The following is a 13117-nucleotide window of genomic DNA, read 5'->3' on the forward strand; positions in this document are numbered from 1 at the left end:
AAATTATTCCGTGCGTGTAGCTGGGGTGGTCGATGCCACATTTGCGGCGTCGTAGCCGCCACCCAGGGCTTGCATCAATTGGATCGACAGATCGATTTGCGCGGCGTTCAAGGTCGCCAGCTGACGCTGGGCCTGCAGCAATTGCTGCTCGATGCTGAGCACGTCCAGGTAGTTGCCGATCCCGGAGCTGTAACGCTGCATCGCGGTGTCGTAGGACTGCTGGGCAATGTCCGCGGCGTGTTGCTGAGCCTGGATCTGCCGACCGGTTTCGCGCAGTTGTGAAAGGCTGTTGCCGATATCGCCGAGGGCTTGCACCAGGGTTTTGTTGTACTGGGCCACGGCCAGGTCATAGTCGGCATCGCGCGCATCGAGGTTGGCGCGCAGGCGGCCGCCATCGAAAATCGGCAGCGAAATCGTCGGCGCAATGTTGAAGAAGCGGCTGGCCGAACCGAACATCGCATCCCCCAGCAACGACTCGGCCCCGGCGCTCGCGCTCAGGTTGAGGTTGGGGTAGAAGCTGGCCTTGCCGGCGGCGATGTTCTTGCTCGCCGCTTCCACCCGCCAACGTGCGGCGATCAGGTCCGGGCGCCGGCCCAGCAGTTCGGCGGGCAGCACCGAGGGCACGGCGACGACGCTGGGCTTGAGCACCGCCGGGCGCGCCAGTTCGTTGCCGCGGTCCGGGCCTTTGCCGAGCAATACCGCCAGGGCGATTTTCGCGCTCTGCAGTTGTTTTTCCGCATCGATCAGTTGCGACTGGGAGCTGGCTTCCAGGCTTTCGGTCTGCTGGTACTGGTACCGGCTGTCGATGCCCGAGTTCAGGCGGCGCTGGCTCAGGCTGAGCATTTGCCGGGTGCGCTTGAGGTCGTCATTGGCCAGGTCCCGCACGATATGCGCCTGGCCCAGGTCGCTGTAGGCCTTGGCCACATCGGCCGCCAGGGTCAGGCGCGCGGCCTGCTGGTCGACTTCGGCGGCGCGGGCCTGGCCCAACGCGGCTTCCCAGGCAGCACGCTGGCCGCCCCAGAGGTCGAAGTTGTAGTTGAAGCTGGCGCCGATGTTTCGCACCGTCGAGTAGGCATCGCCCTGCCCCAGCGGGTCCTTGTCCCTGGCCAGGCGCGAACGGCTCACACCGGCGCTGGCGTCCAGGGTCGGCAGGCGTGCGGCGTTGGCGGCATAGGCGGCGGCTTCGGCCTGGTGGGCACGGGCGCTGGCCACTTGCATGTCGGGACTGTTTTGCAGGGCTTCCTGGATCAAACCGTCGAGCTGCGGATCGCCGAGGCTTTTCCACCAGTCGGCGCTGGGCCAGGCGGCGCTCGACAGGGTCACGCCGGTCAACGACTTACCGGTCTGCAGGGTGTTCGCGTCGAGGCGTTGGCCCTGGGTGTCGAGGCCGCTGAAATTGGCGCAACCGGCCATGCTCATGGCCGCCAGCACCAGGCAAAGGGCACGTGTGTTCATGCTTTACCTACCCGCTGCAGGGTGATCGGATCACCGGCAGCTATCAGCATTTTCATGAGGATCTTTTCCAGGGTTTGCAATTCACCCGGCTCCAGTGCGCGGGCCAACTGGTTCAACGCCTCGGCGCCGATGTACGGCAGCCTGTCCGCCAGGCGCTGGCCGTCGTCGGTCAACACCAGTTGCACTTGGCGACGGTCCAGCGCCGAACGCTTGCGATCAAGCAGGCCTTTTTGCTCTAGGCGATCGAGCATGCGGGTCATCGAACCGCTGTCCAGGGACAGGTGGCGGCACAGCTCCGCCGGGGTGTCGACACCGAACTGCGCCATGATGATCAACACCTTGAACTGCGCGGCGGTGATGCCGTGCGGTTCCATATGGATGTCGATGATTTTGTCTTTAAGGATCGCCGCACGGCCCAGCAACAGCCCGAGGCGGCAGTTGTGGAAGTTGTCCGGGGTGAAGTGTTTCATCGGAAGTCACCTTATTACTGCCTAGGCAGCGAATGTGTGACGAGATATTACTGCTTAGGCAGCTAATGTCAAATGAAATGATTAGCTTGCTTGGTATATGCGAGTGCAGGCACCCGCTCCCACTTTTTTACCGAGTCCGGCGCTAGAAATCGCGCTTGTAGAAAATATCCAACGAACTGGCCACCCCACTGGCCACTTCCAGGTACACCTTCTTGCTCAACAGGTAACGCAAGGCAATGGTGCTGGCCGGTTCGAACACCCCGACCCCATAACGCAGGCTGAGCTTCTCCGAGATCTTGCCGCTGGCGACCACGGCGGTGTTGGTGCCGCTGCCTTGGGTGTCGAGCTCGAAATCCTGGATGCCGAGGTCCTTGGCAATGTCCGAGGTCACGCCGGCACTGCCCATCAAGCCCAGGCCCAGGGCGGCTTGAGCGAGCATATTGTTGTCTTCACCGGTGGTGCTCAGCGGACGGCCGAGCACCAGGTAGGACAGCGCCTGCTCCTGGCTCATGGCCGGCTCGGAGAAGATCTGCGTAGTGGGCTGTTCGGCGCTGCCGCTCAGGCGGATACCAGCGACGACATCGCCGGTCTTGCGGATCGCTTCGATATCCAGATAAGGCTGGTCGAGCGGCCCGGCGAACAGCAAACGCGCACGGCGCACATCCAGCTTCTGGCCGTAGGCACGGTAGCGGCCGTCGTTGAGCCACAGCTCGCCGCGGGTGTCCAGGTTGTCGCCGATATGCACATGCCCCTGCACCTTGGCGGTGAGGCCGAAGCCCGAGAAGTTGAGCTGGTCTTCACCCACCGCCACGTCGATATCCATTGCCATTGCCATCGGCGGCTTGCCCTCTTCGGTCTGGCTGCCGACGATCACCGTGTCATCGGAGACCTTGACCGTCGACGGCGGCAGTTCGCGCACGGTGATGTCACCCCGCGGGATCTGCACCTTGCCGGCGATCGCGAGCTTGTCGTTCTTCAGGCTGATCTTCAGGTCGGGCGCAACTTCCAGCACCGCGTAAGGCTCGACGGTGACCGGCAAGTGCGCGCCTTGCAGGCTGAGGTCGACCGCCAGGGCGCGGCCCCAGTCGATGTGGCCCTTAAGGCTGCCCTGCCCGGCCTTGCCGCTGTGCCAGCTGCCATCGAGTTGCACGCTTTCGCCGGCAATCAGCGCCTGTACGTTCAAGCCTTCGAGGCTGATGGGCAGTTCCGCCCCGGAAATCTCGCCGCCCACCAGGTTCATGCTGCCGTTGACCAGCGGCGCCAGCAGGCCACCGGAGATGCGGCCATTGCCGTTGAGCTTGCCGTTGAGTTTTTCCACCATCGGCACAAACGGCCGCGCCACGGTGAGGTCCAGACCGGTGAGGCTGAAAGTACCGGTGATCGGCTTGTTTTTCGCCAGCGGGTTGATCTGTGCCTGCAACCGCAACTCACCGAGCTTGCCGCCCTGGAAGTTGAGCTGGGTGTCGATGCGCTTGGGGTTGAGGGTGGCGTCCAATTGCAGCGTGTCGTAGGGGAAATCCAGCCACTGGTGCTTGTCCTTGACGCGCAACGTGCCGCCACTGGCATCCACTGCGATCACGCCTTTGGGGCCGCTGGCCGGCAGGTCGAGCTGTACGTCGGCGTTGAGCGTGCCCTGCCAGGCGAAGTCCTTGGGCAACCAGGCCGCCAGGCTATCGATGGGGAATTGCTTGAGGTGGTAACGCAGCTTCGGTTCAGGCATCAAGCGCTGATCTTCAGCACACAGGCTGGCCGGGCCCGCGACCCAGCAGTGGGCGGCGAAGGTCAGCCTGCCATCGGCCAGACGCTCGATTTTCGCCGGGGCCTGCAGCTTCCAGTCCTGGCCGCCGGCCTGCACGTCACCGCTGGCCAGGCGTCCGCGCCAGTTGCCTTGGTCGAGGTTGCCATCCAGGGCCAGGGCCAGCTTGACCAGTGGGCCGGCCAGATCCAACTGGACCTTCTGTTGCCTGACATCGCCCTGGGCGCTGGCTGTCAGGGTGCCGACTTGGGTGTCGCCGCTTTGGATGCCGCTGCCCTTGAGGTCAATCTTTGCGCGCTGGGCGTTATCGAGCGTGGCGTCGAGGCTCAGGCTTTGCAGGCGATTGTCGGCAAACGCCAGTTGCTGGCCCTTGAGGTCGAGTTTGCCTTGAGGCGCTTTGAGGCTACCGGCCACATCGAGTCGGCCATTGACCTGCCCGCGTAACTGCGGCCACAGCTGGGCCAGCCGCGTCAGTTTGATATCGATCTGCCCGGCCAGGCGTTGTTGCAGGCTGCCGCTGCCGTTGATGCGGTTGTCGCCCAGGCGGATATCCAGGTTGGCCAGGGTCCATTGCTCACCCGCGCCTTCGGCCTTGGCGGCCAATACGGCGGGCTGCCCGCGCAGACGGCCCTTGAGGCCGAGGTCGGCGCTCAGTTTGAGCTGCTGGTTCTTGAACTCGCCTTTGCTGCGCAGCGGTCCGGCCAGCGTGCCCGGCAACTCCGCGACCCAGTACGCCGGGTTCAGCGCCGACAGGTCGAGCGCCGTGTCCCAGGCGAGGCCGTCGGCGAACTGCAGGTTCAGGTGGCCTTCGGCCTTGCCTTGGCCGGCGGTCAGTTTCAGCTCGGGCAGGAACACTTGTTTGAGGTCGCCACTGAACGGCGTGACCACGTTGAATTTGCCCGCGGGGCCATCGAGGTCGGCCTTGAGGTTGCCGAGGTAGTTGCCGTCTTTATAGAAAATTTCACCATTGAAGGTGCGCAAGGTGACTTGCGGCTCGTCGATCAAGGGGTAGAGGCGATGCCAGGGGAAGTCCAGCCAATCGATTTTCGCATCGGCGCTGAAGCCCTGCTGCCAGTCCAGCTGTGCCGTGAGTTTCAAGCTTTGTTTGTCACCGGCACTCAGATCCAGGCCGGCGATCTGCGCGCCCTTGGCATCGACCTTACCTTGCAGCAGTAAGTCCACCGGGCCCTTTTCTGCGGGCAGTACGGCTTTGCCGAGCAATTGGTAGCCGCTGTCCAGGTCGCCTTTGGCGGTGAGGTCAAGTTGATTGAGTTGCAGGGTGTCAGGCAAATCGGCGCTGGGTTTGAAGGCGTCGGCGGTGATGTGCAGCTGTGCCGGCAGGTTTTCCACCAGCGGCTGCAACTCGCCGCTGAGCTTGGCCGGCAGGTAGCCGCTGCTGTCGGCGTCGAGCTTGAGGGTCTTGAGCAGGTCGCCATCGGCCCTGAACGCCACCGTCCACGGCGCGCCGCCGGGGGCGTAAGGCAGGCTCAGGTTGCCGCTGGCGGTCAACGGCCAATCACCGCTGGGTTGGAGTAGCCCGGACAGGTCCAGCACCAGATCGTCGCGTTGCAGATGCACGGAATCGATCTGCAGGCCCGCGGCGGTCCAATGCGCCGCCAGTTGCATACCCTTGAGTTCCTCGCTGCCGTTAAACAGCAGGCTGCCGACGCGAACGTCGCCCAACTGGAGCGCAACCGGCAACTTCAGCGCCGGCAGCTGGATCGGCCCGCTGCTCGGCTCCGTGCTCGGCGCAAATTGCAGGCTGACTTGATCCACCGCCAACCGGTCAATGCACAGCGTCAGGCGCAGCAGGCAGGCCGGCGACCAGTCGAACGTCGGCGCGTTGAGCTCGACACGGTCACTGCCCTGCTGCCACAGCAGATGCTCGGCACTCCATTGGCCGCCCAAACGGCCCTGGAAATTGTCCACGCTCAAGCCCGGCACCTGGCCCAACGCCCAACGGCTGCCCGCCTGGGTTCCGAGTACCGTCCACAGCGCCAGCAACACCACGGCCAGGAGGGCGACGGCAGCCAGCCCGGCTATTTTCAAACCACGCATCACAGCTCAGGCCCCATGGAAAAGTGCAAACGGATACCGCCCGGGTCTTCCAGGGCATGGGCCAGGTCGAGGCGAATCGGCCCGACGGGCGACACCCAGCGCAGGCCGACGCCCACGCCGGTTTTCAGGCTTGGCATTTCCAGGGTGTTGAAGGAGTTGCCCTGGTCGATAAAGGTCGCGATCCGCCATTTTTCGGCGATGGAATATTGATACTCGGCGCTCAAGGCCACCATGTAGCGGCCACCGATGCGGTCGCCACGGTCGTTCTCCGGCGACAGGGTCTGGTACTCGTAACCACGCACGCTCTGGTCGCCACCGGCAAAGAAACGCAGCGACGGCGGCACCGACTTGTAGCCGTTGGTGGCGCTGCCGCCGATCTGCGCCCGCGCGAGGAAACGGTGCTTGTACCACACGGTGGTCAGGCCTTTGACCATGGCCGTGCCGTAAAGCAGGTTGGTGTCGGAGCCGAAGCCTTCCTTGGCCAGCTTGGTGTCGAATTGCAGGCGATAGCCGTGGTGGGGATCGATGCGGTTGTCGCTGCGCAAATAGGAATAGCTGAGCCCCGGCATCAACAGGTTGCTCAGGCCCGAGTCATCGCCCAGGCGATATTCTTCACGCTGCCACTTGAGGGAGACCACCCGGGTCCAGCCGCTGGGCAACTTGCTGTGCCATTCCGGGCCGAGGGTGAGCAATTTACTCAGGGTGTCGGTGTTGGCCAGTTCTTCATTCTGGTAGCCGCCGGCAAAACGCAGTTTGTCGGTAAGCGGTGGGTCGAGCGGGATGTCGTACCACAGGCCGACGTTCTGCCGTGGCGCCGACAATTCGGCTTCCCAGCCGTAACTGTGGCCCTGCGGATTGACCCAGTGGCGCGTCCAGTTGGCTTTGCCGCGCGGGCCGACGTCGGTGGAAAAGCCGAGGCCCAGGCCCATGGTGCGTGGCTTGCGGGTTTCCAGTTGCACCGCGACCGGGATCACATCGTTGGCCGACGCAGCCGGCGCGGCGTCCACCCGCACGCCCTCGAAAAAGCCGCTGGCTTGCAGGTTCTGGTTCAACTCGGCGATCAGTTCGGAATCGTAGGGCGCGCCGTTTTTGAACGGCACCATGCGTTGCAACAGTTCTTCATCGAACGGCGTATCGCCGGCAAAATTGACCTTGCCCAAGGTGTAGCGCGGGCCGCTGTCATACACCAGTTCGATATCGGCGACGCCCGCCTTGGGGTCGACCGACAGGGTCTGGCGGGTAAAGCGCCCATTGAAAAAGCCGTAGCGCGAGGCCTGGTTCTGGATCAGACGCTTGGCGTCTTCGTAATGGCCGTGGTTGAGCACGGCACCGGACTCAAGGTCGCGGCTGGCAGGCACACGAAAGGCTTTGAGGGCGGCGGCCGGGCCGTCGACCCGAATGGTCACGTCGCGCAAATGCACCGGTTCGCCGGGCTCGATGGTCAGGGTCAGGCGCGGGTTCTTGCCGCCCTGCACATCACTGCTGATCTGCGGCTGATAGAAGCCCAAGGCCTGGGCCGCTTTGCGCGCCTGTTCTTCGGCGCCACGGCTGAAGCGCAGCAACGCTTCTTCATCGCGATCGCCTACCCCGCCGATGTAGCCTTCGATGTTGGCTTTCAACGCGTCGTTTGAGGGTTTGACTCGCACGTCCAGTTCGCTTTGCGCCAAAGCGCCGCAGCTTGTGAACAGCAGAATCAAGCCGCTGGTGAATCTTCCTGGAAACTTCATAGGCGCGGATGCTACACGAGCTGAGGAGACTCTTTGAACTCGGATTTATCTGAAAATCCTGACTCAAGTCGTTACAGCCTGTAACGGCTGTGGATTGGCATGAAAAAACACATGCTCCAGGATCGGTCCTACAGCGACTTCGCCGATTTCCTCATAACCCTGACGCTTGTAGAACTCCAGGTAACGCGAGTTGCCGGTATCGAGCACCACACCGGACGAATGCGGGTCCTCGGCGCACCAGTTGTGTACCGCGCCGAGCAGTTGCTCACCGAAGTGCTTGCCCTGGAATTGCGGGTGAATACCCAGCAACGGCAACACATGCACCGAATCGCTGGGCAGGCACGCCAGCACCGCCTGGTGATAATCCAGGTAACGCCGTGTCCCCCGCACACCGGTGCTCAACCACATGCGCAATTGCCACGCCCAGCTCTCGGTGATGCCCAGACGCCGCTGGGGTGGCGCGATCAACGCAACGCCGATCAGTCGGTCGTCGACGAACAGGCCGATGGCGGGAAGCTTCTGGAAGAAATGCTGTTTGACCAACTCGCGCACGGTGGCACGGACCCGCTGCTCATACCCCGGCCGCTCAGCTTCGAAGATGTAGGCGAACGTCGGCTCATGGCGATAAGCCTGGTACAGCAGGGAGCGCGCTTCGCTGGAATAGTCGCTATTGAGCAGGCGGATTTCGGCAATCGCAGTTGAAGTGTCAGACATACAGTGAATCTCCCTGGGCGCCATTCAAAAGACGGCGTTCTTATGGGTACGAACCTACGCAGCGCGAGTCGTTCCCAGACATTAGCAGCGCATCCGTCCTACCGCCACGCTGGCCCCCGTCCGACTTGTCGGCTAGCATCGCCCTTTTGCCAGACTGGACAGCCGACCATGAAAATCGTCTCTTTCAATATCAACGGGCTACGGGCTCGCCCGCATCAGTTGGCGGCGCTGATTGAAAAGCATCAACCCGATGTGATCGGCCTGCAGGAAACCAAGGTCCACGACGACCAGTTCCCGCTGGCCGAAGTGCAGGCCCTGGGGTATCACGTGTACTACCACGGCCAGAAAGGCCATTACGGCGTGGCCCTGCTCTCGCGCCAGGAAGCGCTGAGCGTACACAAAGGCTTTGCCAGCGATGAAGAAGACGCCCAGCGTCGCTTTATCTGGGGCACCTTCGCCGATGCGCAAGGCAACCCGATCACCATCATGAACGGCTATTTCCCCCAAGGCGAAAGCCGCGACCACCCCACCAAGTTCCCGGCCAAGCAGCGCTTCTACGCAGACCTGCAACAGTTGCTGGAAAGCCAGTTCAGCAACGACCAGGCGCTGGTGGTAATGGGCGATGTGAATATTTCCCCGGAAGACTGCGACATCGGCATTGGCCCCGACAATGCCAAGCGCTGGCTGAAAACCGGCAAGTGCAGCTTCCTGCCGGAAGAGCGCGAGTGGATGGCCCGCCTGAAGAACTGGGGCCTGGTGGACAGCTTCCGCCACCTCAACCCCGACGTGACCGACCGCTTCAGCTGGTTCGACTACCGCAGTCGCGGGTTTGAAGATGAACCCAAGCGTGGCCTGCGTATCGATGTGATCCTGGCGTCCAACGGCTTGCTGCCCAGGGTCAAGGATGCTGGGGTGGACTACGAACTGCGCGGCCTGGAAAAACCCTCGGACCATGCACCGATCTGGCTGGAATTGAGCTGACTTCACGGACGGCACGCTTAAACAATGTGGGAGCAAGCCCGCTCTCACATTTTTACGGTTGAGTGACAGTCATATTACTGAAACCCAACTGACTTAATCTCGCGGCACTCCCTTTGCCTTGAGACGGTGCCGGCATGATCCTGCGCGTTCTGTTACTGCTGACCCTTTTTCCCCTGAGTGCCGTTAGCGCGCCGCTGCCCATCCCCGATCAGGGCCCCGCCTTGCGCATCCAGGGCTCCAACACGATCGGCGCGGCGCTTGGCCCGGCGCTGGTCAAGGGGTTGATGGAGCAGCAGGGGCTGCAAGGGGTCCACGCTGAACCCGCCGAAGGCGCCAATGAACAGCGCGTGATCGGCAAGACCCGCCAGGGCAAGACGCTGACCATCGAGGTCGACGCCCATGGTTCCAGCACCGGTTTTGCCGCGCTGCACAAAGCCAGCGCCGACCTCGCCGCCGCCTCCCGCCCGATCAAAGACAGCGAACTGGTGGACCTCGAACCCCTGGGCGACCTGAAAAGCCCCGAGGCCGAACAGGTGATCGCCATCGACGGCCTGGCCATCATCCTCAACCCGCGCAACCCGCTGAATACGCTGAACACCGAGCAACTGGCGCAAATCTTCAACGGTGAGATCAGCACCTGGGAAGCACTCGGCGGCATCGGCGGGGCGATTCATTTATATGCGCGGGATGATCGGTCGGGCACCTATGACACCTTCAAGGACCTGGTCCTGAGCCGTCGCGGCAAGCCCCTCGCCGCGTCGGCCAAGCGGTTCGAGGCCAGCGAGCAACTGTCGGACGCGGTGAGCCAGGACCCGCAAGGCATCGGTTTCATCGGCCTGCCCTATGTGCGCCAGGCCAAGGCGGTGGCGATCGTCGACGGTGACTCGCAACCGATGCTGCCGCTGAACAGCCTGATAGCCACCGAGGACTACCCGCTGTCGCGCCGCCTGTTCTTTTACCTACCGCCGACCACGCACAATCCGTGGGCCAAGGCGCTGGTGGACTTCACCCAGAGCAGCAAGGGCCAGGCGATCGTGGCGGCCAACGGGTTTATCGCGCAGCGGGTCCAGGCGATAAGCGTGGAACCACGCCCGTCCATGCCCGAGGACTATCAGGCAATTGCCCGCGAGGCCCAGCGCCTGACGGTGAATTTCCGCTTCGAAGAAGGCAGCGCGAGCTTGGACAACAAGGCGCGCCAGGATGTGCAGCGCGTGGTGGCGTATATAAAAGGCCACGGCAAGCTCGACAAGCAGGTGACGCTGGTAGGGTTCGGCGATATCAAGAATGACCCGCAACGCGCGGCGCTGTTGTCCAAGCTGCGGGCGATGGCGGTGCGTCGGGAATTGGTCAAGAGCGGCGTGGTGCTCCGCGATATCCGCGGGTTCGGCGCGCAGATGCCGGTGGCGGCGAATACCGCGGATGAGGGCCGGATCAAGAATCGGCGGGTGGAGGTTTGGGTGTACTGAGGTTTGTGTTTTGTGTTGTTCGCACGGGCCTCGTCGCGGGCAAGCCCCCTCCCACACTAGACCGCGTTCTCATGCACAACTCGGTCAACTGTGGGAGGGGGCTTGCCCGCGATGGCAGGCGACGCGGTGTTACTGCCCGCCGCGCATCAACTCTTTAGGCACATACTTGCCGATCTCGAACTTGCCGATCGCCGCACGGTGGACTTCGTCCGGGCCGTCGGCCAGGCGCAGGGTGCGTTGCATGGCGTACATGTAGGCCAACGGGAAGTCGTTGGAGACGCCAGCGCCGCCATGGATCTGGATCGCGCGGTCGATCACCTTCAACGCCACGTTCGGCGCCACCACCTTGATCTGGGCGATTTCGCTTTTCGCCACTTTGTTACCCACGGTGTCCATCATGTAGGCGGCTTTCAGGGTCAGCAGGCGTGCCATGTCGATTTCCATGCGCGAGTCGGCGATCTTGTCGATATTGCCGCCCAGGCGCGCCAACGGTTTGCCGAACGCGGTGCGGCTGATGGCGCGTTTGCACATCAGTTCCAGCGCGCGCTCGGCCATGCCGATGGAGCGCATGCAGTGGTGAATGCGGCCCGGGCCAAGACGCCCCTGAGCAATTTCAAAGCCGCGACCTTCACCCAGCAGGACGTTTTCATACGGCACGCGCACGTTGTCGAACAGCACTTCGGCGTGGCCGTGGGGCGCATCGTCGTAACCGAACACCGGCAGCGGGCGCACGATTTTCACGCCGGGGGCGTCCACCGGCACCAGGATCATCGAGTGCTGCTGGTGGCGCGGCGCATCGGGATTGCTCAGGCCCATGAAGATCAGGATCTTGCAGCGCGGGTCGCAGGCGCCGGAAGTCCACCATTTCTTGCCGTTGATCACCCACTCGTCGCCCTGGCGCTCGGCGCGGGCGGCCATGTTGGTCGCGTCCGAGGAGGCCACGTCGGGCTCGGTCATGGCGAAAGCCGAACGGATCTCGCCGCGCAACAGCGGTTCGAGCCAGCGCTGTTTCTGTTCGGCGTTGGCGTAGCGCACCAGCACCTCCATGTTGCCGGTGTCCGGGGCGGAGCAATTGAACGGCTCCGGGCCCAGCAGCGAACGGCCCATGATTTCCGCCAGCGGCGCGTATTCAAGGTTGGTCAGGCCAGCGCCCAGTTCGGATTCGGGCAGGAACAGGTTCCACAGGCCTTCGGCTTTCGCCTTGGCTTTGAGCTCCTCCATGATCGCGGTGGGCTGCCAGCGGTCGCCTTCGCTGACCTGGCGTTCGAACACCGGTTCGGCCGGGTAAACGTAAGCGTCCATGAACGCAGTGACGCGTTCACGCAGTTCCTGAACCTTGGGCGAATAGGCGAAATCCATGAGCAGCTCCCTTCTTTGAGAGGTTGTTTAGGTCATGCAATCGATGCTAGAACAGCGTTGATAATTTACCTAGCCTATTCTCGGCGTGTATTAACATTCATCACCGATATATGATCGGGGCATGGCCACCTAACAATAAGAGCGCAACGAAATGAATCTGAGCAAGGTCGACCTCAACCTGTTTATCGTCTTTGACGCGATCTACACCGAAGCCAACCTGACCCGTGCCGGGCAGATTGTCGGCATCACCCAACCGGCGGTGTCCAACGCTCTGGCACGCCTGCGCGAGACCTTCAACGACCCGCTGTTCGTGCGGACCGCCCAAGGCATGGTGCCCACGCCGATGGCGCAGAACATCATCGGCCCGGTGCGCAACGCACTGTCATTGCTGCGCGTGTCGGTGCAGGAAAGTCGGATTTTCAACCCGCAACAGGCGGCCAAGACCTACCGCATCAGCATGACCGACTTGACCGAAGCGGTGATCCTGCCACTGCTGTTCCAGCGCTTGCGTCGCCTGGCGCCGACGGTGGTGATCGAGAGTTTCCTGTCCAAACGCCGTGAGACCACCAAGGAACTGGCCGCCGGGCGCCTGGATTTTGCCGTCGACGCACCGCTCAACACCGACCCGCAGGTGCGCCACGTCAAGCTGATGGAAGACCGCTACGTGTGCGCCATGCGCAAGGGCCATCCGATGGCGGGCAAGGACAAGTTCACCCTGGACGATTACCTGTCGCTGACCCATATCCATATCTCCAGCCGCCGCAACGGCCTGGGCCATGTCGACCTGGCCCTGGGCAAGATGGGCATCCAGCGCAAGATCGCCCTGCGCTCCCAGCATTACCTGATGGCCTCGCAAGTGTTGCAACAGACCGACATGGTGATGACCGTGCCCGAGCGCTTCGCCCGCCGCCATGAACTGCACTGGTTCAACCTGCCGGTCAACGACGTGCCGCCGGTGGAAACCCACCTGTACTGGCACGAGAGCACCGACCAGGACCCGGCCAACCGCTGGATGCGCGAGCAAATGATCGAGTTGTGCCAGCAGGTCACGGCGCACGAGAAGAAACTCGACAAGCTGCAAGCCTGAACCTGTCGCCGTGTAGGAGCGAGCTTGCTCGCGAAAAACCCGAG

9 protein-coding genes are annotated in these 13117 nt (G+C 62.9%); 3 read left to right on the top strand and 6 right to left on the bottom strand.

Annotation, left to right across the window (positions count from 1 at the left end; all coding sequences use genetic code 11):
- Positions 1 to 3: 3 nt before the first annotated feature.
- The 5 genes from PverR02_RS19815 to PverR02_RS19835 all read right to left on the bottom strand — a co-directional run bounded on the left by PverR02_RS19815 (position 4) and on the right by PverR02_RS19835 (position 8180).
- Positions 4 to 1455 (bottom strand): efflux transporter outer membrane subunit, encoded by a 1452-nt coding sequence (locus tag PverR02_RS19815; protein WP_046382877.1) that lies wholly within the window; start codon positions 1453 to 1455, stop codon positions 4 to 6.
- Entirely contained in the window at positions 1452 to 1925 is a 474-nt protein-coding gene (locus PverR02_RS19820; protein ID WP_079444212.1) for a MarR family winged helix-turn-helix transcriptional regulator, read from the bottom strand. Before PverR02_RS19820 ends, PverR02_RS19815 begins: the two co-directional genes overlap by 4 nt.
- Before the next feature lie 142 nt (positions 1926 to 2067).
- Positions 2068 to 5739: a translocation/assembly module TamB domain-containing protein gene (locus tag PverR02_RS19825; RefSeq protein ID WP_079444213.1), complete on the bottom strand. Its 3672-nt coding sequence runs from the start codon at positions 5737 to 5739 to the stop codon at positions 2068 to 2070.
- Positions 5739 to 7466 carry an autotransporter assembly complex protein TamA gene (locus PverR02_RS19830; protein ID WP_079444214.1) on the bottom strand — a complete coding sequence of 576 codons (1728 nt, stop codon included), beginning with the start codon at positions 7464 to 7466 and terminating at the stop codon, positions 5739 to 5741. Before PverR02_RS19830 ends, PverR02_RS19825 begins: the two co-directional genes overlap by 1 nt.
- Before the next feature lie 63 nt (positions 7467 to 7529).
- The gene (locus PverR02_RS19835; protein ID WP_017848104.1) at positions 7530 to 8180 is read right to left on the bottom strand and encodes a GNAT family N-acetyltransferase; all 651 of its coding nucleotides are present in this window, start codon (positions 8178 to 8180) and stop codon (positions 7530 to 7532) included.
- Positions 8181 to 8348: 168 nt separating this feature from the next.
- On the opposite strand from PverR02_RS19835, the gene xthA reads away from it, so the two are divergent.
- Positions 8349 to 9161 carry an exodeoxyribonuclease III gene (gene xthA / locus PverR02_RS19840; protein ID WP_046382874.1) on the top strand — a complete coding sequence of 271 codons (813 nt, stop codon included), beginning with the start codon at positions 8349 to 8351 and terminating at the stop codon, positions 9159 to 9161.
- 134 nt (positions 9162 to 9295) lie between these two features.
- A complete protein-coding gene (locus tag PverR02_RS19845; RefSeq protein ID WP_079444215.1) occupies positions 9296 to 10627 on the top strand; it encodes a substrate-binding domain-containing protein in 1332 nt (443 codons plus the stop codon).
- A 129-nt stretch (positions 10628 to 10756) separates the two neighbouring features.
- Here the strand turns inward: PverR02_RS19845 and PverR02_RS19850 are convergent, their stop codons facing one another.
- A complete protein-coding gene (locus PverR02_RS19850) occupies positions 10757 to 11986 on the bottom strand; it encodes an acyl-CoA dehydrogenase (protein WP_017848107.1) in 1230 nt (409 codons plus the stop codon).
- A gap of 151 nt (positions 11987 to 12137) precedes the next feature.
- Between PverR02_RS19850 and PverR02_RS19855 the strand changes: the two genes are divergently transcribed.
- Positions 12138 to 13073 (top strand): LysR family transcriptional regulator, encoded by a 936-nt coding sequence (locus PverR02_RS19855; RefSeq protein ID WP_017848108.1) that lies wholly within the window; start codon positions 12138 to 12140, stop codon positions 13071 to 13073.
- The last annotated feature ends 44 nt before the right edge of the window (positions 13074 to 13117 follow it).

The organism is Pseudomonas veronii, from assembly GCF_002028325.1.
In the GTDB taxonomy this organism is placed as follows: Bacteria; Pseudomonadota; Gammaproteobacteria; order Pseudomonadales; family Pseudomonadaceae; genus Aquipseudomonas; species Aquipseudomonas veronii.